The sequence below is a fragment of the Meiothermus sp. CFH 77666 genome (genome assembly GCF_017497985.1).
GTDB lineage: Bacteria > Deinococcota > Deinococci > Deinococcales > Thermaceae > Meiothermus.
This window is the reverse complement of sequence record NZ_JAGDFV010000039.1, coordinates 1-22842: the sequence shown is the minus strand read 5'-3', so window position 1 is coordinate 22842 and position 22842 is coordinate 1. Positions and strand designations below refer to the sequence as shown.

The 22842-nt window shown below is 59.9% G+C and carries 23 protein-coding genes and 1 pseudogene; 9 read left to right on the top strand and 15 right to left on the bottom strand.

The features are described 5' to 3' along the window. Positions 1 to 313 (bottom strand): annotated as a pseudogene (locus J3L12_RS15075) (hypothetical protein); the annotation flags it as partial. Positions 314 to 475: 162 nt separating this feature from the next. On the opposite strand from J3L12_RS15075, the gene rbsK reads away from it, so the two are divergent. Together rbsK and J3L12_RS15065 are read left to right on the top strand one after the other, a co-directional pair. Further along, on the top strand, positions 476 to 1423 hold the full coding sequence (gene rbsK, locus J3L12_RS15070; RefSeq protein ID WP_208015876.1) for a ribokinase: 948 nt from the start codon (positions 476 to 478) through the stop codon (positions 1421 to 1423). Between the two features lie 53 nt (positions 1424 to 1476). Beyond that, on the top strand, positions 1477 to 2313 hold the full coding sequence (locus J3L12_RS15065) for a transglutaminase family protein (protein ID WP_208015875.1): 837 nt from the start codon (positions 1477 to 1479) through the stop codon (positions 2311 to 2313). 218 nt (positions 2314 to 2531) lie between these two features. Here the strand turns inward: J3L12_RS15065 and J3L12_RS15060 are convergent, their stop codons facing one another. From J3L12_RS15060 to J3L12_RS15045, 4 genes are all read right to left on the bottom strand, one after another. Then, positions 2532 to 3452 carry an alpha-E domain-containing protein gene (locus J3L12_RS15060; protein ID WP_208015874.1) on the bottom strand — a complete coding sequence of 307 codons (921 nt, stop codon included), beginning with the start codon at positions 3450 to 3452 and terminating at the stop codon, positions 2532 to 2534. Between the two features lie 97 nt (positions 3453 to 3549). After that, positions 3550 to 4998, bottom strand: a complete 1449-nt coding sequence (locus J3L12_RS15055) for a circularly permuted type 2 ATP-grasp protein (RefSeq protein WP_208015873.1) — start codon at positions 4996 to 4998, stop codon at positions 3550 to 3552. Between the two features lie 95 nt (positions 4999 to 5093). Further along, positions 5094 to 5588: a CarD family transcriptional regulator gene (locus J3L12_RS15050; protein ID WP_208015872.1), complete on the bottom strand. Its 495-nt coding sequence runs from the start codon at positions 5586 to 5588 to the stop codon at positions 5094 to 5096. Then, positions 5585 to 6148 (bottom strand): TetR/AcrR family transcriptional regulator, encoded by a 564-nt coding sequence (locus tag J3L12_RS15045; RefSeq protein WP_208015871.1) that lies wholly within the window; start codon positions 6146 to 6148, stop codon positions 5585 to 5587. The genes J3L12_RS15050 and J3L12_RS15045 overlap by 4 nt, the downstream gene beginning before the upstream one ends. A 332-nt stretch (positions 6149 to 6480) precedes the next feature. Between J3L12_RS15045 and J3L12_RS15040 the strand changes: the two genes are divergently transcribed. From J3L12_RS15040 to J3L12_RS15030, 3 genes are all read left to right on the top strand, one after another. Beyond that, positions 6481 to 6999, top strand: coding sequence for a metal-binding protein (locus J3L12_RS15040; RefSeq protein WP_208015870.1), 519 nt, complete (start codon positions 6481 to 6483; stop codon positions 6997 to 6999). 106 nt (positions 7000 to 7105) lie between these two features. Further along, positions 7106 to 7606 carry a cupin domain-containing protein gene (locus J3L12_RS15035; RefSeq protein ID WP_208015869.1) on the top strand — a complete coding sequence of 167 codons (501 nt, stop codon included), beginning with the start codon at positions 7106 to 7108 and terminating at the stop codon, positions 7604 to 7606. Between the two features lie 105 nt (positions 7607 to 7711). Next, positions 7712 to 8872, top strand: a complete 1161-nt coding sequence (locus J3L12_RS15030) for an MFS transporter (RefSeq protein ID WP_208015879.1) — start codon at positions 7712 to 7714, stop codon at positions 8870 to 8872. A 42-nt stretch (positions 8873 to 8914) separates the two neighbouring features. Here J3L12_RS15030 and J3L12_RS15025 read toward each other — a convergent pair whose 3' ends face one another. The 5 genes from J3L12_RS15025 to J3L12_RS15005 form a co-directional block, all read right to left on the bottom strand. Further along, positions 8915 to 9598: a M23 family metallopeptidase gene (locus J3L12_RS15025; RefSeq protein WP_347708920.1), complete on the bottom strand. Its 684-nt coding sequence runs from the start codon at positions 9596 to 9598 to the stop codon at positions 8915 to 8917. A 14-nt stretch (positions 9599 to 9612) separates the two neighbouring features. After that, positions 9613 to 10278, bottom strand: coding sequence for a M23 family metallopeptidase (locus J3L12_RS15020; protein WP_347708919.1), 666 nt, complete (start codon positions 10276 to 10278; stop codon positions 9613 to 9615). Positions 10279 to 10366: 88 nt separating this feature from the next. Next, positions 10367 to 11356: an NAD-dependent epimerase/dehydratase family protein gene (locus J3L12_RS15015; RefSeq protein WP_208015867.1), complete on the bottom strand. Its 990-nt coding sequence runs from the start codon at positions 11354 to 11356 to the stop codon at positions 10367 to 10369. A gap of 11 nt (positions 11357 to 11367) precedes the next feature. After that, positions 11368 to 12153 carry a WecB/TagA/CpsF family glycosyltransferase gene (locus tag J3L12_RS15010; protein WP_208015866.1) on the bottom strand — a complete coding sequence of 262 codons (786 nt, stop codon included), beginning with the start codon at positions 12151 to 12153 and terminating at the stop codon, positions 11368 to 11370. Further along, a complete protein-coding gene (locus tag J3L12_RS15005) occupies positions 12154 to 13626 on the bottom strand; it encodes an exopolysaccharide biosynthesis polyprenyl glycosylphosphotransferase (protein WP_243455290.1) in 1473 nt (490 codons plus the stop codon). It abuts the gene before it with no gap. A 566-nt stretch (positions 13627 to 14192) separates the two neighbouring features. Between J3L12_RS15005 and wecB the strand changes: the two genes are divergently transcribed. Next, on the top strand, positions 14193 to 15332 hold the full coding sequence (wecB, locus tag J3L12_RS15000) for a UDP-N-acetylglucosamine 2-epimerase (non-hydrolyzing) (RefSeq protein ID WP_208015864.1): 1140 nt from the start codon (positions 14193 to 14195) through the stop codon (positions 15330 to 15332). A 269-nt stretch (positions 15333 to 15601) separates the two neighbouring features. Here the strand turns inward: wecB and J3L12_RS14995 are convergent, their stop codons facing one another. Both J3L12_RS14995 and ftsY read right to left on the bottom strand, forming a co-directional pair. Continuing rightward, positions 15602 to 16315 (bottom strand): hypothetical protein, encoded by a 714-nt coding sequence (locus tag J3L12_RS14995; protein ID WP_347708918.1) that lies wholly within the window; start codon positions 16313 to 16315, stop codon positions 15602 to 15604. A 9-nt stretch (positions 16316 to 16324) separates the two neighbouring features. Beyond that, positions 16325 to 17239, bottom strand: a complete 915-nt coding sequence (gene ftsY / locus J3L12_RS14990; RefSeq protein WP_208015863.1) for a signal recognition particle-docking protein FtsY — start codon at positions 17237 to 17239, stop codon at positions 16325 to 16327. Between the two features lie 73 nt (positions 17240 to 17312). On the opposite strand from ftsY, the gene J3L12_RS14985 reads away from it, so the two are divergent. Then, a complete protein-coding gene (locus J3L12_RS14985) occupies positions 17313 to 18284 on the top strand; it encodes an L-threonylcarbamoyladenylate synthase (protein ID WP_208015862.1) in 972 nt (323 codons plus the stop codon). A gap of 185 nt (positions 18285 to 18469) precedes the next feature. Next, a complete protein-coding gene (locus tag J3L12_RS14980; RefSeq protein WP_208015861.1) occupies positions 18470 to 19291 on the top strand; it encodes a hypothetical protein in 822 nt (273 codons plus the stop codon). 19 nt (positions 19292 to 19310) lie between these two features. Here J3L12_RS14980 and J3L12_RS14975 read toward each other — a convergent pair whose 3' ends face one another. From J3L12_RS14975 to J3L12_RS14965, 3 genes are read right to left on the bottom strand one after another with little or no spacing between them, the layout of a single operon-like run. After that, positions 19311 to 19922, bottom strand: coding sequence for a hypothetical protein (locus J3L12_RS14975; protein WP_208015860.1), 612 nt, complete (start codon positions 19920 to 19922; stop codon positions 19311 to 19313). A 60-nt stretch (positions 19923 to 19982) separates the two neighbouring features. Then, a complete protein-coding gene (apaG, locus tag J3L12_RS14970) occupies positions 19983 to 20378 on the bottom strand; it encodes a Co2+/Mg2+ efflux protein ApaG (RefSeq protein ID WP_208015859.1) in 396 nt (131 codons plus the stop codon). A gap of 46 nt (positions 20379 to 20424) precedes the next feature. After that, positions 20425 to 21594, bottom strand: coding sequence for a class I SAM-dependent rRNA methyltransferase (locus tag J3L12_RS14965; protein ID WP_208015877.1), 1170 nt, complete (start codon positions 21592 to 21594; stop codon positions 20425 to 20427). Positions 21595 to 21710: 116 nt separating this feature from the next. On the opposite strand from J3L12_RS14965, the gene J3L12_RS14960 reads away from it, so the two are divergent. Beyond that, positions 21711 to 22478 carry a nucleoside phosphorylase gene (locus J3L12_RS14960; RefSeq protein ID WP_208015858.1) on the top strand — a complete coding sequence of 256 codons (768 nt, stop codon included), beginning with the start codon at positions 21711 to 21713 and terminating at the stop codon, positions 22476 to 22478. Positions 22479 to 22842 lie beyond the last annotated feature (364 nt).

Below are 22842 nucleotides of genomic sequence, written 5' to 3'. Positions count from 1 at the left end.
AGAACAAGCTGGGTTCGGCCAGAAAATGTACGACCAAAGCTTGGTACTGGAGTAGTCGTCGCTGCAAACGGGTGCGTTCAGGTAGATGGGGGAAGCAGTCACCCAGGTTGGCGACCAGCCACAGGTAGAACCGGCGGAATGAGCCGCCTTTGAGGCTGAACATCAGCCCGATGGTGACCAACTCACTAAGGCTGAGCTTGGCTTGTTGATGTTCATGCTGTTCAGCCTTCGAACGCAGGGCATCGTCTACCCCAACGTACATCACCAAAGCAACGTCTTCCAGCGATAGAATGCATCTCGGGTCTGGCCGCATACACCAGACCCTATTCCTTTCTCCCGCTACTTTTCAACTAGCACCAGTGATTAGCTAAAAACCGCAGACCCTCGATGTTGGTTAACCTGTAAACCCCCACAACACTCATCTTTGGCTTTCAGCCTTGGTCTTTGGGCTTTTGGCCCTTGTAAGCTATGCACCATGAGCATTGTTGTGGTGGGCAGCATCAACATGGACTTGGTGGTGAGGGTCAAGCGGCATCCGGTTCCGGGCGAAACCCTGTTGGGCTCAGACTACGAGACCCACCACGGCGGTAAAGGCGCCAATCAGGCCGTGGCCGCAGCACGCATGCTGGGCCGCCCTCAGACACCAGGCAAGGGAGGCCTGGCAGCAGCCCAAAGTGCAGGGGTGCGGATGATTGGGCGGGTGGGACAGGATGAGTTTGGCAACCAGCTCCGCAATGCGCTCAAGCGTGAGGGCATCAACGTGAACGCCACCATTCCCATTGCGGCCCCCACCGGTGTGGCCTTTATTGCGGTGAACGACCAGGGGCAAAACACCATCATCGTCTCGCCGGGGGCCAACCACCGCCTGCGGCCCGAGAATCTCTCTCCGGCGGAGTTCGAGGGCGCCCAGGTGGTGGTGCTACAGCTCGAGATTCCCCTCGATACCGTGCGAAAAGCTGCCGAGCTGGGCAAACAAGCCGGAGCAAAGGTCATCCTGAACGCTGCACCCGCACAAAAACTGCCCGATAAACTGCTCGAGTCTGTAGATATCCTGGTGGTCAACGAAAGCGAAGCCCTGGGCTTGACCGGGGTCTTGCCCGACTCGCCCGAAATGGCCCTCGAGGTTGCCAGGGTACTATCGGAGAAAACCCCGACCGTGGTGATTACCCTGGGCGAGCAAGGAGCCGTATGGGTTGGGCCGGAGGGTTCGGGCCATCAGCCGGTTCTTAAGGTTGAAGTGTTAGACACCACCGGCGCCGGGGATGCCTTTATCGGTGCGCTGGCCACCGCCATCTGCGAAGGGAAGGCCCTGCCCCAGGCTGTCCAGCGCGGCTGCGTGGCCGGGGCACTGGCAGCCACCAGGGTCGGTGCCCAGTCCTCGCTGCCCTGGCGTGAAGATGTGAACGCGAGGCTCGAGTCCTGAGTAAAGCCTATAGTCCGACCCTGCCCCCTGAATTTTTTGATAGGCTGTTAGCCGTGTTGTTATCGGTGTACCACCTGACAGAGTATTTCTACCCCGATGAAGCGCGGGACTCTTTCAATGAGCTGTGGCTCTATCCGGTAGACGACCACCGCCAGGGGCTCCTGGAGTTTCGCCTGAACATCGAACCCGATTCAATGCCCCGTAGCCGACAGGATTATTTTCATAACCGGGTCTACGATTTTCATGTCACCAAGCCACACAAGCAACTGCGGGTAGAAATGCAGGCCAAAGTAGTCACATTTGCGGTTCCAAAACCGGGCGTGGTGCCGGTACAGGTTTTGAGCGGTCTAGAATCTCGTTTTTTTGAATTTCTAGCGCCCACCCCCCGTGTACCCCTGCACTACAACTGGCTCGAGCTGTTGGAGTTGCGCCGCCCCAGCCCCCGCGAAGACCTGCACGGCTACCTGCTGGAAGTCACCGAACACCTTAATCGCTTTTTCAACTACGACACCAAAGCCACCCAGGTAGACACCCCCCTGATCCAGTTTGTCGAGGGCCGGGCCGGGGTTTGCCAGGATTATGCCCAGGCCATGCTGGCCGTGCTGCGCAGTGTGGGCATTCCCGCCCGTTACGTTTCGGGGTATCTGGCTACGGGGGTGGGTTCGGAGGGTAGCCATGCCTGGGTTGAAGCCTTTGTGCCCGGTTCGGGCTGGTATGGCTACGACCCCACCAACAACTCCATCGTCACCGAACAGTACGTCAAAAAAGCCCACGGGCGCGACTACGACGACTGCCCACCCCTCAAAGGGCTGCGCCGGGGTGGGGGCAAGGAAAGCCTGAATGTGCTGGTCAAGGTGGAGGCTTTGCAAACACCGCTCGCCAAGAGCTAACGCCTGTATTCGGTTTAGAGATGAATCCAGACTGCGCCGGAAAATCATGCTCCGGGCGCAATACCCGAGTGATTTTCGATCGTCCCAGTAGCCAAAACAGGGGTTTTGTCCACATTCTGGATGGTGTCCCATGCGCCCCCTAGAGGGCCGTTCTCGGTATGTTTTTTTCAGTCATTCAGAACGGAGCGATAAACCTGATGCGCTAGCGTCCGCTTGCATCAGTAGCCAAAATACACCTGGCTCAGTTCCGCATGAATGTTGGCCAGTTCTTCCAGCAACTCCTCCAGATCGGGATCGCGCTTTTTGAAGACCTGGTTGGCGTTTTCCAGATATTCCAGCGTGGCGGAGAGCTTGCCCACCTTGCGGACGGCTTCCCTACCGACCCCGTCGCTGTGGCGACGCACCGCCTCGGCAGCCCGCTTGAGGCCATCCACACTGAAGCGCACACTGCGGGGAAAGTCGCTGTTCAAAAGCAGAAACTCGCCGATGCGGGGCAGCTCGAGGGTATTGTGATTAACCTTGCGGTAGGCTTCCAGCGCCCCTACGCTGCGCAAGAGGGAGCGGTTGAAGTGGTTCTGAATCTCGGCCTCCCTGGACATCTCACCCCCACCAATGTACGCCTGCAACACCCGCAGCATGTTATCCGAACGCTCGAGGTAGCGCCCCAAGCGCATAAAGTAAAAGCCGAGATCGCGCGGCAGGGTTGCCTCGGCAATGCCCATCATCTGGTGGCTGGCTTCCCGCACCGTTACACAGTATTCGTGCAAACTCTCCTGGGCCATCACCTGCTCGGTGTTGTGATAGCACTGGTTATAAAGCCGGTTGACTTCCTCCCAAATCTCCAGGTTCAGATGGAATCGGGTGGTACGGGCGTTCTCCCGCACCCGCCAGACACAACTGCGAATACTGCTGGGATTTTGCAAGTCGAAAGCCAGCCACTGCACCACGGTTTCTTCGGTGGGCTCGAGGTTTTCCACCTCCAATGCCCGCAGAATGCGCCCCCACCAGCCAGGCGCAATGCCCTCTACTGGGGCTTCGGCCACCGCGTAGTAATTCACGTCCAGCAACCGCGCGGTATTCTCGGCTCGTTCAATGTAACGGCCCAGCCAGTACAGGTTTTCAGCGATTCGACTCAGCATCACGACTCCGTTTGGTGGGAACACGGCAACAAAAGGCGCCAGGGCAAAACAGCAATAGGCCTGTGGAAACTTTTCTCCCAACTCTGCAGCTCACCCTTCATGAAAGCACCCATGTATCCTTCGACCCCCCACCCTGCGACGAGTTCACCACCAGCGAACCCCGTCGCAGCGCAACCCTGGTGAGCCCACCCGGCAACACCTTAATGCTTTCCCCTACCAGCACGAAGGGGCGCAGGTCAATGTGGCGCGGCTCGAAAGTTTGGGTATCCTCGGCAAAGGTGGGACTGGTCGAAAGCCCCACCACCGGCTGGGCCACAAAATTGTGCGGCTCGGCCCGCACTTTCTCTACAAACTCGGCCACTTCCGCTTTGCTGGCGTGTGGCCCGATGAGCATTCCATACCCCCCCGACTGATCCACTTTCTTGATCACCAGTTCGGCGGCGTGCGAGAGAATGTAGTCGGCTCCATCGGGCTCAGCCCCGATGTAGGTCTCGACATTCGGCAGAATGGGCTCCTGGTTCAGGTAATACTTGATGATGCGCGGCACATAGGCATACAGCGCCTTGTCGTCGGCCACCCCATTACCGATGGCATTGGCCAGCGCCACCCGGCCTTCACGGTAGACCTTGACCAGCCCCGGCACCCCCAGCACCGAGTCGGGCCGAAAAACAGTGGGATCCAAAAAGTCATCGTCTATACGGCGGTAGATCACATCCACCTGCTGCCGACCCGCCGTGGTACGCATCCAGACCCGCCCTTCGTCCACAAACAAATCCGAGCCCTCTACCAGCTCCACCCCCATCTGCTGCGCCAGGAACATGTGCTCAAAGTAGGCGCTGTTAAAGGGGCCTGGCGTCAGCACCACCACACAGGGCTCGGCCACATCGCGGGGTGACAAGCTCTTGAGGGTGCTGAGCAGCATATCGGGGTAGTCCTCGACCAGGCGAACCCTGGCTTTGGACAGCAGTTGGGGAAACGCCCGGCTCATCACCCGACGGTTGGAAAGCACATACGAAACCCCCGAGGGGGTTCGCAGGTTGTCTTCCAAGACCCGGTACTGCCCCTTCTCATCGCGCACCAGGTCAATCCCGGCCACGTGGGTAAAGGCCGCATGCGGCAGCTTGACTCCGTGGACTTGCCGATAGTACTGCGGATGGTTGAGCACCAGCCCTGGCGGCAGCACATTATCGGAGAGAATATGCTGCCCATTGTATATGTCGTTCAGGAATAAGTTGAGCGCTTTGACCCGCTGAATGAGCCCCTGTTCCACTACCCGCCACTCCGAAGCAGGAATAACCCTTGGAAGAATATCCAGCGGAAAAGGCCGCTCGGCAGCCGAGGAGTCGCCATAGACCTGGAAGGTGATGCCCTGGTTGCGGAAAGCCAGTTCGGTCAGGGCCCGACGACGCTGGAAGTCCTCGAGCCCCAGCTCATTGAAGCGATGAACCACCTCGACATAATGGTTACGCGGCCTCCCATTGGCATCGAATACCTCGTCAAATACTGGGCTCCGATACCCCGTAAACCAACCCTCTACCTGCTTCATGCAGGGATTATATCGTTTGATGAATATTTATCCAGATGGGGCGAATAAGAAAGCCCCCCAGGGGGGACTTTTTATAGGCTGGCTTGGCAGTTAGTTTAGTTGAGGCTTTCGCCTACAGTCTCTTCAAACAGCTTGCGGGCTTCGTCCAGGCTGATATCCATCACCTGGGAAATTTCCTCGGCCAGCAGATGCATGGCCCGGCGCAAAGCCTGGCGGTCAAGGTCGGGCAGGCCCTTCTCGAGTTCCCAGGCCCTGAGCTGGCCGGCCAGGGTGGCAATACGGAAGGGATCGCCGTCGGCCAGAATCTCGGTGGTCTTGCGGTGGCGGGCTGCCCATTGACGGGGCAGGGGCAGGCGGCCCTCGCGCAGTAGAGCCAGAATTTCATTTACCTGATCCGGCGACAAGGCCCGACGCAGACGGGTGGTTTGCGGAGCTTCTACAGGCACATAGGCCTTGGAACGCGTTCCGGGAAAGTCCACTTGATAATAGCTTTTGTCCGAACCAGCAACCGAACGCTGGGCGATCCCCGCCACCACACCTACACCATACGGCGGCAACACAACCTTATCTCCTGGACGGTATTCGCTCACAACGCCACTCCTTTCAACAACACCCCAAGCAAGTGCTCGAGGTAGGCTTCCCGTGGAAACTCGAGCTGCGGGTTGCAGGCCAGGGCCGCGATACTGGCAGCAGTCAGGCTGGTATCCAGTTCGGCGCGAACCTCTCCTCTGGCCTTGCCGTCCTGCACCAGCTTTTCCAGCAAATGCTGGTAATGTTCGTGCATGCCCTTGAGCCAGTCGGCGGTATCCACAGGATGGGCCTCCCGTGCTACCGCTGCCCACAAACCACGCCACTCCTCTACCCAGTCAATCCGAAGCCGCAACACCTCGGCCAGTCGGTCACGGAAGGAGCCACTACGGTTCACCACTTCTTCTACTTTTCGGTAGTAGGAGAAGGTGTGGTGTTCCACCAGCGCCTTCAGCAGATCTTGTTTATCCTGGAAATAAAGATAAACCGTGCCTTTGCCGACTTCGGCTTCCCTGGCTACTTCCTCGACTTTTAGGCCCGACAACCCCCGGTCTCTTAAGACTCGGATGGTTGCCTCGAGGATCACTTCGCGTTTGGGGGCAGTCCGAGCCTCCACGGTCACGGCTACAAAGTGTAGCAGAACCCCAGGAGGTATAGATGAGACCGATCCCCTGAGGTATTTTGGTTCTATCCAATACTGCCGTCCCTAACTTGGTTTCTCGAGATTGGTTAAATATCACCTGGTCATATGGAGTAGATTTTCGATTTTCTACTATCACCAGGAAATTAACAGATATTCTGATAAAGACAAAATAATCGGGAACGCTTCGCAAAATTATGCATAAGGCAAGGGCGTGCAACCACTATCACAACAGCCCTCCCCTGGTTCTCTGGCTTTTACCGAAAATGTTCGCTTGCGACCCTTCTAGCTGTCCAAAACCGTAAACTACGCAGGTGCCCTCAGGTCGTGTTCACGAAGCTATCAATGTCGGCGTGTTGGGACTGGCCTCCGCTGCCTACTGGGCCTACCAAAAGGAAGTTGCCATCTCCCAACCTGTCGCAGTGGCCTTTGTTAGCAGCTTTTTGGTTGGAACTTTCCTGATTACCCCCGACCTGGACCTGGCCGAACAACAGGTGCGGGCCAAGGGGCGCTGGGGTTGGCTGGGCTGGCTTTGGGTTCCCTACGGCTGGATGTTTGCCCACCGGGGGCTTTCACACACCTGGATTGTGGGGCCCTTAACGCGCCTGCTGTACCTGGGTGCGATGGGGGTGGTGCTGTACTGGGTCATTACCGCCATCGCGGGCTACGTGGGCCTCAACTTCAACCTGCAAGCCCAGCTCAAAGCACCGCCCCAGGAAATCGTGTGGGCACTGGTGTTAGGGTATTATGCCTCGCAGTGGCTGCACCTGATCGCCGATGGCATCTGGCCCGATTCAGGCGGCCTGCTACGATCGGGCAAGCGCCGCCGGTAGGCCCCAGTCAGTGTATATTTGCCACTGTACCCGCACAGCTCGGCAACACCCTGGGCCGAGACCCTCGTCATCTATTTTGAAATCCAGCCTAGGGGGTAGATTCAGCATGAATAGTGCGAAATTTTGGGTGGATTATCTGGGGTTAGAACCGCACCCGGAGGGGGGGTTCTACCGTCAAACCTACATCGCCAGCGAGGCCATCGCCGAGCCCCACCTGCCCCACCGCTACAAGGGCCAAAGGCCCTTTTCGACTGCCATCTACTTTTTACTGGAACACCCAGATTTTTCGGCCTTTCATCGGCTGGGGAGCGACGAGGTCTGGCACTTCTACACCGGTCACCCACTGACCCTCTGGCTGATTTCGCCCCAGGGAGAGCTTTCATATCTGCATCTGGGCCCAAAGCCCCACCAGGGGCAAACCTTTCAGGGAGTTGTTCCTGCGGGTTACTGGTTTGCGGCCAGCCTGGATGTACCCGGGACCTTTGCCCTGGTAGGCTGCACCATGGCCCCCGGTTTTGACTTTGCCGACTTTGAGCTGGCCCAACAAGCGGAGCTCATCCGGCAATTTCCCCAGCACCGCGACCTGATCGAGAGGCTGGCCAGGTGAGTTTTACCGAAGGTGAGATGCATAGGTGGCTCGAGGGAGCAAAGCTCCGTTTGGGGGCTTCCAGCCAGCAGTTCTGGTCAAGAAAGGATTGATGCGGTGAATGCGATGCCCCCCAGACCGGACAACCTGCCCCTGGCCAGACTCGCCATCTACCTGACTTTTTTTGTTTGTGGCTTCATTCTGGCAGCCTGGGTTTCGCGCATTCCGGCCATCAAGCAAAGCCTGGGCCTCAATACCGGTGAGCTGGGGTTGGTGCTGTTGGGCGCACCGGTGGGGTTGGTGCTGGCCATGCCCCTCACCGGCTGGCTGATTGCCCACCTGGGCAGCCGCCCGGTACTGACCTTCGCTGCTTTGAGCAACTGCTTTTCGCTACCGCTACTGGCCCTGGCCCCCAGTGGCTGGACGCTGGCCCTGGCGCTTTTCGTGTTTGGCTTCGCCAACGCGGCCATGGACATCTCTATGAACGCCCAGGCCGTGGAAGCCGAAAGGCGCTACGCAAGGCCCATTATGTCCAGCTTCCACGCGCTCTTTAGCCTGGGGGGCCTGCTTGGGGCTGCCCTGGGCGGTGCAGCCGCCGCTGCGGGGATGGGGCCGCTCCCTTTTTTCATTTGGATGGCGGTGGCCTCAGCGCTGGGGATGCTCTGGGCTTCCCGGCATTTGTTTGAGGTTCGGCCTGCCTCGAGCGGGCCACGCTTTGTCTGGCCCAAAGGTGTGCTTCTGGGCCTGGGTTTGATCGTATTCTGCACTGGCCTGGGTGAGGGTGCTGTGGGCGACTGGAGCGCGGTCTTTATGAAGCAGGTGATTGGCAGTAGCGAGGCCGTGGCGGCGCTGGCTTTCTCGGCGTTCTCGGTGGCTATGGTGGTGGGGCGCCTGACCGGCGATGCCCTCACCCATCGCTTCGGCCCGGTGGCCCTGGCCCGAGGAGGCGGTCTGCTGGCTGCGGCGGGCTTCATCACAACACTGTTAGCTGCCCGCCCAGAGGTGGCCTTGCTGGGCTTTGTGATGATTGGGCTGGGCTACTGCACCCTGTTCCCCCTGGCTTTTAGCGCGGCAGGGCGTGTACCGGGGGTGCAACCCGGAGTTGCGCTGGCCTCGGTAGCGACCCTGGGCTATCTGGGCTTTCTGGCAGGGCCGCCGGTGATCGGGTTGATTGCCCACGCCACCTCGCTGCGGGTGTCGTTTGCCCTGGTAGCGGGGCTGGCAGTGGTGATTACTCTGCTGGCAGGACTGCTGCAACCCAGAACAGGCCAGGTCATCAATCGGTGATAGGTTTTACAGCCCAGCAGCTTAGCGTTGTGCGCTAAGAGTTTAGTTGCGGTCATGCCAGTGTTGGCTTTCAGCCCTCGGCTTTGGGCTTTCGCCCTTTCTCTGCGGGTTGTCCGCATTCCCCTCGAGGGCCTCCAGGGTCTGCCAGTTGCGGTTCACAAGGAGGGGCAGCGGATTAATCACCCGGTCTTCCAGCCGCCACCAGCTCCCATACACCCCAAAGTGCAGATGCGGCGGCGTGGTGCGGGCATTGCCGGTGTTGCCCACATAACCCAGCAGGGTCTGGGGGGTCACCAGGTTGCCTGGTTGAAGTCCATCGGCATGCCGGTCGAGGTGGGCGTAGTAGTAACGCCGCCCTCCTGGCCCCAAGACCATCACGTAGAGCCCACCCAGCTGCCCATAACCCATTCGGATGACCAGGCCGTTGGTGGCCGAGTAGACGGGCGTTCCCCTGGGGGCAAAGATGTCCTGGCCTTCGTGCAAGCGCCCACCGGGGCGGGGCGCCATAAAGGTATCGGTCACCTGGCGCACCCGCACCTTCCGCACCGGCATCAGGAGTTCGCTGTCGAGGGGCTGGGCCAGCAGGCGGGCGTAGTCGTCCCAGTGCGTCCAGCCGGTTCCAGGGCTTTCGTTGGGCGCTTGGCTTCCAGGATTGGGCTGGCTCGAGCGCGGCCATGCGCAGGCGCTCAGGACGAATAAGAGCAACAGAACCAGGCCTTTGTTCACGAAGGGTGGGCTCCTTATTGCCCTGCCAGGGTTTGCCAGTTGCGGTCACGCAGCAGGGGGAGGGGGTCGAGGGCGCGGTAGTCGCAGGTTTCGCGCCCGCCTTCGTAGATGCCAAAGTGCAGGTGGGGCGGCGTACCTCGAGCGATGCCGGTATTGCCCACGTAGCCCAGCAGGGTTTGGGGGGTCACCCAGTCCCCTTCCCGCAGGTCTGGCGCGAAGCGGTCAAAGTGAGCGTAGTAGTAGCGCTTCTCACCCGCCCCCAGCACGAAAATTTGCAACCCCCCCACCGGGCCATAGGCCATACGCACCACAAAGCCTTCCGTAGCCGAATAGACCGGGGTACCCCGCCGGGCGAAAATGTCCTGCCCTTCATGGCGGCGGCCCCCGGGGCGAATGGCCCCGAAGCTATCCCAGATCTGCCGCACCCGAACCCCCTGCACGGGCATCAGCAAAGCTGCATCGGGTTCACCCAGCAGATGCGGGGCCAGCCTTGAAATGCGTTCCCGATAGCCCGGCCATTCTTCCCACTTGGACTGCTCACTGGGGTTTCGTGGAGGTGGGGCCGGATTGCACTCACCCACCTCGCGAACATAGGGCTGGGTAGGGATATAACGCAACTTCTGCGCCAGAACCAGTGAAAACAAGAGAGTGGAAGCCGCAATCCAGATAATCCAGTGCACCCTTGTAGCTTGGCGCATCGGCTTGAAAGATAGGTTAGAAGCCGCAAAAAGACCCCCGACCAAAGCCGGGGTCTGATCCAGACCGATTTTATTGTGCCACAGCCTCTTTGGCCTTCTGCTTCTTGGCCACCTGCTCGGCTACCCAGGCGTAGGTGCGCTCCATCCCCTCGCGCAGCGGGCGGTGAGGGGCCCAGCCCAGCTTCTCGCGTATGCGGGTATTGTCGGAATTGCGCCCTTGCACCCCTACCGGGCCTGGTACGTTGCGGATGCTCAGGTTTTTACCGGAAATTTCGATGGTCAGCCGGGCCAGGTCGTTGATGCTGATCATCTCTTCTGAACCGATGTTCAGGGGGCCGATGTAGTCACTTCGCATGAAGCGCTCTACTGCCTCGAGGCACTCGTCAATGTACAAAAACGAACGTGTCTGCGTGCCGGGGCCCCACACCTCAATCACGCCGCCGTCTGGGGTCTCAGCCACTTTCCGACACATGGCCGCCGGAGCCTTCTCTCGGCCCCCTTCCCAGGTACCCTCGGGGCCGAAAATGTTGTGGAAGCGGGCCACCCGCACATCCATACCATAGTTGCGGTGGTAGGCGAAGTAGAGGCGTTCGCTAAAGAGTTTCTCCCATCCGTACTCGCTATCGGGCATAGCCGGATAGGCCGAGTCCTCGGCGGTAACGGGCTTAGAGGGGTCGAGCTGGTTGTATTCGGGGTACATGCAGGCTGAAGAGGAGTAAAAGACCTTCCCCACCCCCTTGTGGCGCAGCTCCTCCAGTACGTTCAGGTTGATCAGGGCCGAGTTATGCATAATGGCGGCATCGTTCTCGCCGGTAAAAACAAAACCGGCGCCCCCCATATCGGCGGCCAGCTGGTAAACCTCGTCGAACTTGCGGTCAATGACTTCGGCTACCAGGCGGGGGTCGCGCAGATCGCCTACCACAAATTCGTCGGCAGGGCTTTCCGAGTACTCGTGGCGTTTGAGGTCTACCCCCCGCACCCAGTAGCCCTGGGCTTTGAGTTTCTTGACCAAATGCCCACCAATAAATCCACCTGCACCGCAAACGAGAGCTGTTTTCATGCTTTTCCTCCTCAGGCATCTAACTTGTAGCGACGCAGGCCTAGCATTTGCATCAGCACTGCCATCACGAACTTGGGATTGTTTTGCAAATAGCGTCGGGCCAGCCGCTTGGGCTCTGTAACCATGCGAAAAAACCACTCCAGCCCGCTCCGCTGCATCCAGCGCGGGGCCTGTGGCTTGAGACCTGCGTGAAAGTCGAAGGCGGCCCCCACCCCAATCATGACCGGCGCCTGCACTTTGCCCAGGTGGGCGGCCATCCAGCGCTCTTGTTTGGGGGTGCTGAGGCCCACCCAGACAATATCGGGCCGAGCCGCGTTAATCCGGGCCACAATGGCGGCGTCCTCCTCGGGGGTCAGGGGGCGAAAGGGGGGGGAATAGGTACCCACCACCTGCAAGCCCGGAAACTTCTCCTGGAGTTTGTCGCGCAGCAGCTCGGGTACACCTTCGCTGCCACCATAGAAGAAATGGCGGTATCCCTTCTGCAAAGAAGCCTCGCAAACGGCCAGCATCAGATCGGGGCCGTACACCCGGTCTACGTGCTTGTGCCCGGCCAGGCGGCTCATCCAGACCATCGGCATGCCATCGGGCGTGACCAGCCCCGCCTGGTTGTGGATTTTGCGTAGTTCGGGGTCGGCCTGGCTTTCCATAACCCCGTGTACCCCGGTGATGCAGACGTAGGTGCGGTGTTGTTGCCGAATCCAGGCGTCCAGAACCTCGAGGGCCATTGGAATATTGATGGCGCTGATACCCACCCCCAGCACATTGGTTCGCTCGATCTTCAATTTCCCGACCTCCATTCAATAGGCTCCCTTGGCGCCCAGCACAGCCATCACGGTGCGAAACAGCAGATATACGTCCAGCCACGGCGACCAGTTGCGGATGTAGTAGGTATCGAGCTCCTCTTGCAGTTTGAGGTCACTGTCGGAGCGGGCCAGCACCTGCCAGAAGCCGGTTATGCCCGGCAGCACACTGTGACGCAGTTCGCGGAACTCGGGCGAGAAACGCTCGAGGTGATACGCCGGAAACGGACGCGGCCCCACCAGGCTCATCTCCCCGCGCACCACGTTGTAAAGCTGCGGGAGTTCGTCCAGGCTGGTCTTGCGGAGGAAGTAACCCACGCCGGGCAGAATACGCGGGTCTCGTTTGAGCTTAAAAGAGCGCTCCCATTCAGCTCTGGCCTCAGGGTTTTCGGCCAGGTGACACTCGAGGCGCTGGTCTGCATCGGGGTACATGGTGCGCAGCTTGAGGATGTTGATGGGCTTGCCTTTCAGGCCTTCTCGAGTCTGGGTGAAGTAGGGCGAACCCGGACTGACCAGACGCACCCACAAAGCCAGCAACCATATCAGGGGCAGGCTGAGCACGAAGAGTGGCCAGCCCAGCAGTCGATCCATCCACCATTTCATAGCGCGGTTCCGGGGCAGGAGCAAATTTTTACGAACCGCCACGCCATGAATCCGGCCCAGGCTTCGCACGGAGAACCAGTCAATGGTGGGCTCGCCCAGATCCGGTATGACCGTGACATGAAGAAACGGCAGCCGGTGCACCAGTTCCTTGAGTTTGGCCCGGCCAATGCTGGAGATGGCCACCAGCGCTTCCTGTACCCCTTGCTCGCGCACCTGCTCGGCCAGGTTGAGCGGGCCTACCACGGGAACCCCCTCAATGACCCGGCCTTGTTTTTGAGGGTCGTCGTCTAAAAAGGCCACCGGCACCATCCCCAGGTAGCGCTCCTGGCGGAGGGCTCGAGCCACCATTGCCCCAATCAGACCAGCGCCTAAAATCACCACCGGATAACCCCACCAGCCCGCTCGAATCAGGAGCTCTCGGGCCAGCGCATTCAAGAGAGGTACCAGCAAGACAGCAAACATGCCCGCAATGAGCACCAGGCCCACCGAGGCTCGGCTGGCCGGCAAAATGGCAAAAACCACCGCCGTGAGGGCAAACAGCAGAACGGTAATCAGGAAGGTGCGACGCATTCGTTCGACGGGATGAATGCCATAGCCGGGATACAGTGCCCAGAACAGAAAGCCGAGCGGGAAGGCGGCGAGTATCAGGCCCAGAAGGGTATAATCGTTCCAGGTCAAGGAATGTGGCCAAAACCCTGAGAGAACCCCCCGCACGAGCACAGCTAGGCCCAGCGAAAGTTCGAGTGCCAATACATCTGTAAGCCACAAAATCAGCGGCACCGACACAGAGGTTCGTTTTCCCAATCCAGCGCCAGCACGCTGGCTGTCTTCTTGTGAAACTGCCCAAGAACCGCCGTGCTGTGCCATAATCTCCTTTCGTAGCAATTTTACCCAGGTGCAAAAACCCTCACGTAGATCACAGTGAGATATAGATAATCGTAGAGGATTAGTGTCAGTATGCCATGCAAAATGCGACGCGATTAACGAAGTAACGACCACATAACGCCGGTTGGATATAAACGCAAAGGATGGCCTTTTTCAAAAGAGTTGCCCCTGAAACTGTTTATTCAATAAAAAAGCTTATACGGATACACTTATTACGATAGCGTTAAAGGCAACATCACGGCCCCGACTTGCCATCTGATGCAGGCCGAATCTGGTGAATTTTCGTTCCTTGCACATACACAGACGGTTAGCTCCAAGCCTTGCCCAAGACCCTCCCCCACCCTACCTACAAGGCAAGGAGGAGGCTCGAGGTCTATACCTCCTAGACTAGAAATCGGGAGGTGTACGAATATCACGTCGGTGTATTTGATACTGAAATAGAACCTCACAGCGCTTCCAACACCACCAACTTTCCGCCCCTCGGAAAGAGTGTGTACACTGTGATGCGGCATGAATGTATTGTCTTTATGCGACAACCAGGAGACTCTATGGGCAAACGGGTAGTGCTGGCCTTTGGCACCCGCCCCGAGGCTATCAAGATGGCCCCGGTGATCTTTGCTATGCGCAAGCAGGCGGGCATCGAGACCATCGTGCTCTCAACCGGGCAGCACCGCACCCAGCTCGAGGATGCCTTGCGGGTTTTTGACATTGTGCCCGATGCCGACCTACAGGTAATGACCGACCGCCAGACCTTACCCGCCCTGATGGGGCGCATCGTGCCCGCCGCAGCCAAAAAACTCAAGGAATTGCGGGCCGACTACGTGATGGTACACGGCGATACCCTGACCACCTTCGCGGTAACCCTGGCGGCTTTCTTCGAGCAGGTTCCAGTGGCCCACGTGGAGGCTGGCCTGCGCAGCTTCAACATGCAGGAACCTTTTCCTGAAGAGGCCAACCGCCGCCTGACCGACGTACTCACCGACCTGGACTTGCCCCCCACCCCCACCTCCAAGGAAAACCTGTTGCGCGAGGGCAAGCCCGCACAAAACATCATCGTGACCGGCCAGACCGAGGTAGATGCTGTGCTGTATGCCAGTGAGCGCGGCACCCCCCCACCCTTACCCGAAGACAAGCGCATCGTGGGCGTGACCATGCACCGACGGGAGAACCTCCCCTTCATGCGCGAGCTGGCGGCGGCCCTGGCACGGGCAGCCAGGGCCCACCCGGACTGCTATTTTGTGTATCCAGTGCATCTGAACCCCGCCGTGCGCGAAGCGGTCTATCCCGAACTGGAAGGGCTGCCCAACTTTGCCCTGCTCGAGCCGCTGGAATTCGGGGCGATGGCGGGTCTGATGAAGCGCTCTTGCCTGCTGATTACCGACTCTGGCGGCGTGCAGGAGAGCGGGGCTACCCTGGGGGTGCCGGTGGTGGTGCTCCGCAACGTCACCGAGCGGCCCGAGGGGCTGGCAGTAGGAGCCCTGAAGCTGGCCGGCACCGACCCCGAGCAGGTTTATGCCACCATTGACACCTTGCTCTCGGATGAGGCGGCCCTCGAGGCCATGCGCAACCGGCCCAACCCTTATGGCGATGGTAGGGCCGCCGAACGCTGTGCCCAGGGGGTGGCCTGGCGTTTGGGGCTAGGGGAACGTCCGGCGGATTGGCCGGGCCCCGTTCAGCTAACGAAGTAGCCGAAAGCCCAAGGCTAAAGCTAAAAGCCAGGCTTTTATCGTTTTCCCCTTTTCCTCCGCTCCCTGCGGGAGAGGGTGGCGACTCCACAGGCACACTCGGCGCTCATTTTGCCGGTTGAGACACTGTTGATGGCAACCCAGTGTAGCTCGGTGAGGGGGCCGTAACCATTGATTCCTGGCAGATGGCAAGAGCCTGGGTTAAATGCTCAGGAGGCATATTACCCTGCGACACCCCAGACGCAATTAATGACGTCTCCGACGCTTATCTCCTATACTGCCGACGGGGTGTCGATATCTTCTGCCGCCAGGGGAGAAGGTAAGGGGCTCAGGTTGGTTTGTTGATAAGCGTAGCGCACCAGGCGGCTTTGCACTTGACCTGGGAATTCGGCCTCGGTTCCGGCCAGACGTATGAAAGGCCGGGGATGGATGCGCCCTATTAAAGCAGCGCCGACCCCATTGCCCAGCCGCCCGGGCACGACCCCTGCCAGAAGCCCCACCTCCTGGTGGGTAAGGATGGCACCCACAGCCTCGCCATACAGATAGGCCACAAAGGCCTGGCTGTGGGGGTTCTGGAGCAGCTTGCCCACTGCATGCGAGAAAGGAAATCGCCACTCGGGGGTGCGGTAGGCCTCGGTGAGGATGCGCGAGATGCTCCAGGCTTCCGACCAGGGCACCTGTTCCGTCCAGTAGGCGCGGGGGCTGGGTTTGGACTGGCAGACCTCGAAAATGGCCGAGGGCCGGTAGCCCAGGGCCAACAGCGCAGAGGCGTCCTGGCCCTCCTGCACGGTGAAAGCAGGCGGCGCCCCAATGGCACAAAAACGGGCCTCGAGCTCTTTTCGTGCGGCCTCGGCGTAACCAAAGGCGGTATTGGCCAGCAGCAGGGGGAAGTTCGGCTGGAGCAGGTAGGGAATGCCCGCTACCTCGCCGGAGTGCGCTCCGGAGGCCAGGGGGCGGTATAGCTCGTGAAGGTTAAGGGGTGCCACGGGGTGCAATCAGCCCAGCAAGGCTTCAACAAACTCGCCCGCGTCGAACGGCTGCAGGTCGTCGGCTTTCTCGCCCACGCCGATAAACTTGATGGGCACGCCCAACTCCCGCACGATGGGCACCAGCACGCCCCCCTTGGCGGTGCCGTCGAGCTTGGTTACGATGACCCCGGTCAGACCGGCGGTTTCGTTGAATTTTTTGGCCTGCTCGAGGCCGTTCTGTCCCGTAACAGCATCCAGCACCAGCCAGACCTCGGCAGGCTCGCCGGGGTCGGCCTTGGCGATGGAGCGTTTGACCTTGGCCAGCTCCTCCATCAGGTTGTGCTTGGTGTGCAGGCGGCCTGCGGTGTCTACCAGCAGCAGGTCAAGGCCCCGGGCTTTGCGGGCCGAGGCCGCATCAAACGCCAGGGCTGCGGGGTCGGAGCCTTCGGGGCCCTGGATGACCGGGATGCCAAGCCGCTCGCCCCACAGGCCAAGCTGGGCTCCCCCCGCCGCACGGAAGGTATCGCCCGCGCAGAACATCACGCTCTTGCCCTTGCTTTGGTAATACTGGCCCAGTTTGGCGATGGTGGTGGTCTTGCCCACTCCGTTCACCCCCACCATCAAAATGACCTTACCCTGGGGTTCTACGGTGGACTTTCTGGCATTTGGGTTGAAGCCGGCCTTGCGGATTTTGGCCCGGAAGCGGTCGGGCTCGAGCTGCACCGTGAGGGCTTGCTTGAGGGCTTCACGCAGGTCTTTTTTGCCCGACTGGCGCACTTCTGCCAGCACCTCCTGGGTGGCTTCAACGCCCACGTCGGCAGAAATAAGGGCGAACTCGAGTTCCTCCAGCACCTCCTCAGGGCTCTGACTCCAGGGAACCGATTTGATCAGGTTGTCACGGGTTTTGCTAAGGCCTTCCTTGAGGCGCTGAAACCAGCTCATACACCCTTAGTGTACCGCCCCGTCACTCCCCGGATCCGCAGCCCCAGGGGCTCTGCTATCATGTCGGGGTTGTATGGTTGTGCCCCCCACCCCCGAAAACCTCGAGCGTGCCGCCCAGATCATCCGCAGCGGCGGCCTGGTGGCCTTTCCCACCGAGACCGTGTATGGCCTGGGGGCCAATGCACTGGATGCCACGGCTGCGGCCAAAATCTTTGCAGCCAAAGAGCGTCCCAGCTTTGATCCCCTCATCGTTCATGTATCAGATCGGCAGATGCTACAGCAGCTGGTGCGGGAGGTTCCGGCCATGGCCGAAAAACTGATGGAGCGCTTCTGGCCCGGCCCCCTCACGCTGGTACTGCCCAGGTCGGAGCGGGTTCCGGGCATCGTGACCTCGGGGCTGCCCACGGTGGCGGTGCGGATGCCCGCTCATCCGGTCGCCCTCGAGCTGATACGGCGTGCAGGGGTGCCGGTAGCCGCGCCCAGCGCCAACCCGTTTGGCTATCTGAGCCCAACCCGGGCCGAGCACGTCGAGCGCATGCTGGGGGAACGGGTAGACCTCATCCTGGACGGCGGAAGGACAACCTATGGCGTGGAATCCACCATCGTTTTGCTAGCAGAAAGGCCCGTCCTGCTGCGTTACGGCGCGATAACGGTTGAAGCCCTCGAGGAGGCAGTGGGCTCGCTCGAGTTACAGGTAGGCGAAACGCATAAACCCCTGGTTCCCGGCCAGTTGCCACAGCACTATGCACCGCGCACGCCCATTCGCATAGCCCCTCCAGAAAGCATTCCCCAGGAGGCCCGCAAGCAAAGCGGTTACCTGGCCTTTCGGGATGTGCCCAAGGGTTTCAAGGTGGTCAAGGTACTGTCGCCAACGGGCAACATGCTGGAAGCGGCGGCCCATTTATTTGAGGCCCTGCACCAGCTTGACCGGCTGGGTTTGGAGGCCATCTATGCTGAGCCGGTGCCCGAGGAGGGGTTGGGCCGGGCTATTATGGATCGCTTGCGGCGGGCTTCCAGCACAGGCCAGACATCCTCAGTACCCTAGCAGAGGGCAATCCATTTAAAGCGAAAAGAAATTACTTTGTCCGGGACGGAAATGGCAGACTCCCGGTTCAAAATTTGCATTTTGGATTTCACAAAAGCCGTATATTGACGGATAGACAGTTGTATTGGACAGAAAATTAGGAGATTGAGTTGGAGGCGCAACCCTCGTCAAGCAACATCCTTTCTGTGCTACGCCTGCTAATCCGGGGTAAGCCGCCGGTGGAGCGGGTGGCGGGGAAGCGTTGGGGTTGGCTCGAGGGTGCTCTCCGGTACGCCGAATTCTCGGGTTTGGTGATTGTGGAGCTGCCTGGAGGCGAGCTGGCCAGGCTGCTCTACCACCAGGGCACACTGATCTATCTGGCCTGGAAAGAGCACTCCCCCAGCCAGGTAGCAGCAAAAATTCAACAGACCGCCCTGCAGGCCACTTTTTCGGTCTACCCGTTCGACGAAGCCCGCCAAACCCTGGCCCTGGCCGCGGTGGATGGGGTGATTGTGCAGGTGGACGAGCCCCTGAAGGCCCCTTTCGCCGAGTTGCGGAGGGAGTTCCAGCGCAGGCATTTCTCGGGGGTTCTGGCCCTGGAAGACCGTGCAATTCTGCACATCACGCTGTTTCAGAATGGCGTCATCCGCCTGAGGGCCGAGCCTCCGGTGGGCTTTGAACCCACCCGCCAGACCTTGATTGCCTGGACAAAGCGCATCCCTGCAACGCTAAACCTGAACCTCCAGCCCCCCAAGCCCTGGCCCTCGAGCAAACCGGGCCCCCGTACCCAGGCCGACCACGACGCCATCTGGAATCTGGTTCATCAGGTGCTCGAGGCCCGCCTGGGTTTTCAAGCAGGGCTGGTAGAAATGCGGCTGCGGCGCGAGTTATACCATCTGGAGGCCGATGAGCTGATTGAAAACCTGGCAACCTGGCTGGCCCAGAACAAGCACCCTGGCATAGCCAGAGAACTGCATCAGCAGCTAGGGCGTGTGCAGTACCGGGCTTTTTACGAGCATTTTGAGTGACGATGCCGCCCTGCAAATCTCAACCCCGATGCCGCTCCAACTGAACCAGTCGCATCACAGCCAGTTGGGTAAAAGCTTCCCATTCTTCAGGCACCGCTTCGATGGGCTCGAGCAAAAAACGCCGCTCGAAGAAGGAGCGCTGCTTGCGGATGCGGTAGCGGTTCTGGCCGTAGGAGTCAACCACCAGGTAGGTAGGGTTAAGGAAGTAAAGCAACGCCCCGGCCAGCACCCATCCAATCAACGGAATGTCGTCTATGATGCCCGCGATGCCCTCGATCACCTTGATCCAGGGGTTCTCTTCCTGTACGTGGTAGATCACGTTGCCCTGGGCATCCTTGACAAAGTAGCGGGTACGCCAGAGCGAGTTCCAACCGTCGTTTTCAAAGCTGCCCACCAGCTGGCCGGTGGCATCCTTGATGAAATGCCTGGCCCCAAAACCCATCACCCGGTCGGCCTCGAGGGTATAGAGCAACTGCTTCTTGCTTTTGTCGGCAAAAACCGAGGTAGCCTCGCGCAGGGTGAAAATTTTCTGCTTGAAGGTGAGCAGGTTGCGCCCATTGGCATCCTCGAGATGGAGCTCGGGCGACAGCACAAACAGCGGCCACTTGACCTGCCAGGGATACGTGCTCATACCTACCAGCCTAGCAGTCGCGCAGGGCGGAGGTTGCCCGCTTTGACCATAGACCGTGTATCAGTTGAGGGTGCGGGGGTTTGACTCTGGAAGCCTGAGCGCAAAGGCCGGAATCTCAACGCGAAACAGCTCGCCCAGGGTGTTCTGGAAGGTGTAATACCCCTGCATGAAGCCCGGCGTGTGTGCAAGGGGACAAAAGCTGTTGTACTGGTAGCGCTGACCCGGCTCGAGGATGGGTTTTTCACCCACCACCCCCTCGCCCTGCACATGCGCGACCTCGCCGTTGCCATCGTGGATGAACCATTCGCGGCTCAGCAGTTGAACGGTCTCGTAGCCCCGGTTTTCCAGGGTGATGAAATAGACAAACACATGCTGGCCGGGCCTCGAGTGCTGCTCGGCATAGACCACCTCTACGTGGATGTGAATGTCGCTGCGGATGGGCAAAGCCTGAGCCATGACTCCAGTGTAGGACGATTGGCCCTGGAGGGGATACCGGCCCCAGCTACAATGAGTCGTCCTGGAAGAGAACCGTCTTGAGGTAGAGCGACTCCGGCACGTGCAGGCTCCAGGGGTGATCGGGGGGGTTGTAGTGGATGGCATGAACCCGCAGACGACGGCCTTCATCGGCAGCGGCCCGGCGAGTTACCTCGAGTAACTCGTTCACCCCCAGGTAGTAGGCGCAGCTCGAGAGCCACAACCACCCCTCAACATCCAGAAGCCGCAAAGCAGGCCGCAGTAAATCCACCAGGAGCCGCTTGACCCTGGGTAACTCGTCGGGCTTCTTGACCAGGGTGGGCGGGTCGAGCAGCACGTGCTGGAAGGGTGGGGTTTTGCTCTGGGTCAGGCTTCCCAGCACAGCCAGGGCATCTCCCTGACGAATGTCTACTCGCAGCCCCAGCCGGGAGGCGGTGCGATCCAGCACCCCCAGGGCCTCGAGGTCCTTGTCTACCGCCAGGGCGTAGGCCCCCTTGCGAGCTGCCCGCAAGGCGAAGGCTCCCACGTAACTATACACGTCTAACACGCGCTGGCCCGGCTCTACCATTTGTTCCAGCAACCGGCGGTTTTCGCGCTGATCGAGGTAGTAGCCGGTCTTTTGCGCCAGGGCAATGGGGATCTGGAAAACCAGCCCATCCTCGTGTACCTCCAATACCGGCGGCACCTCTCCATACAGCACACCAACCCTCTCCGGTAGCCCCTCCTGTCGGCGGCTGTCCATGTCGGAGCGTTCGTAAATGCCGTCCGGAGTAGCAGCTTCAACCAGGGCAGGGAGCCAACTCTCGCGCAAAGCCTCCATGGCGCGGTTGCGCACCTGCACTACCAGTACCCCCCCAAAACGATCCACCACCAGCCCCGGCAGCCCATCCGCCTCGGCGTGTACCAGCCGGTGAAATTCGCCCAGTCTGGCCCGCTTTTTTCTGGCTCGCGCAAACCGGCGAAGAAAGAATTGCCTGTCCAGCGGTCCATCCTCAAAGCGGTAGATCCGCAGGGCTACGCGGCTCCTGGGGTCGTAGTAGCCCACCCCCAGGAACTCCATCTGAGCCGAGAACACCCGTACCACCCCCGGACGTTCTGGCGTTGAGCCCAGTTCATCCGCAAACAGCCCTGGGTAGAAATTGCGCACCTTTTTGTCCTTGCCTGGCCTGGCAGTCACGCTTTCCACACCCTCGAGCATATCGCGCTCATCACAAACGTGGCCGCCTGGATAGGCCGCCACGGCACTGCCCAGGACAAAGCCTTCCCATAGCCGGATGGCTCTTGCCCGCACCGAAGAAGTGCCATAATGAGCCCATGCCAACGCTTTACCACATCGGCTTTGGACCCGAGGATCTGGGCGACACCCCTCCTACCCTGGCCATTTTGAGCGGAGACCCCAGCCGGGCTACCCTGATTGCTCGAACCAGGCTGAGCCAGGTCAAGACGCTTTCAGAAAACCGGGGGCTCCACAGTTACCTGGGATTTTTGCCCAACGGACGCCCCATCCTCTCGGCTACCAGCGGCATGGGCGCCCCCAGTCTGAGCATCGTGGTAAACGAGCTTGTGCAGGTCGGTATCCGTACCATCATTCGCGTAGGTACCAGCGGCTCCATTCAAGACGATGTGCCCCCGGGCAGCGTGGTCATCTCCAAGGCCGCTCTGTGTCGCCAGGGGGCCGCGAACGATATTGCACCACCCGAGTATCCTGCCAGCGCCGACCCTTTTCTCACCGTAGCACTGGTAGAGGCCGCCAGACGGCTGGGCATTGACCATGCTGTGGGTATCACCGCCTCGGTGGATACCTTTTACGAAGGACAGGAGCGCACCGGTTCGGCCAACCCGCATCTGCTGCGGACGCTACAGGGCATCACCGAAGAGTATCGCAACCTGAGGGTACTCAACTACGAGATGGAGGCCGGAACCCTGTTCAAGATGGGGAATGTATACGGGTTCGCTGCAGCTTGCATCTGCGGCATCATTGCCCAGCGCACCCGGGCCGAACAACCCATCCTGGAAGCCAAGGATCAGGCCGTACAAAGAGCCATTGATGTGGCCATGCTGGCAGCAGAACAGTTCGCCTGAGTCCGATCCCGGCTGGGGCGCATGGAGGCAGCCTCGAGCCCCCTATTCCCCTGCGCCCCTCCAACAGGAAGCCTGGCCTGATCCGGAAGAACCCGTATCCTAAATTGTGGCAAGCAGCACAAAACAGCCCTTTTCATGTAACGCCCGCTCTGGGCAAGCGGTCTCTCATCTTGGCAAAGCCCTGGGATATAAATTCTTACTGATTTCAAGGCAATTGGTCAGAGGTTTGCAGATGAGCAGGCTTTTATCACAACCCTCGGATTAGCTTGAGTAGAGGATAGGGATTAGCCGAGAACTTTCTAACCGAGCGCAACACCGGCCACTTTTTGAGGTGCAAGAGGCTCAGGATTACATCTCGTAAGTA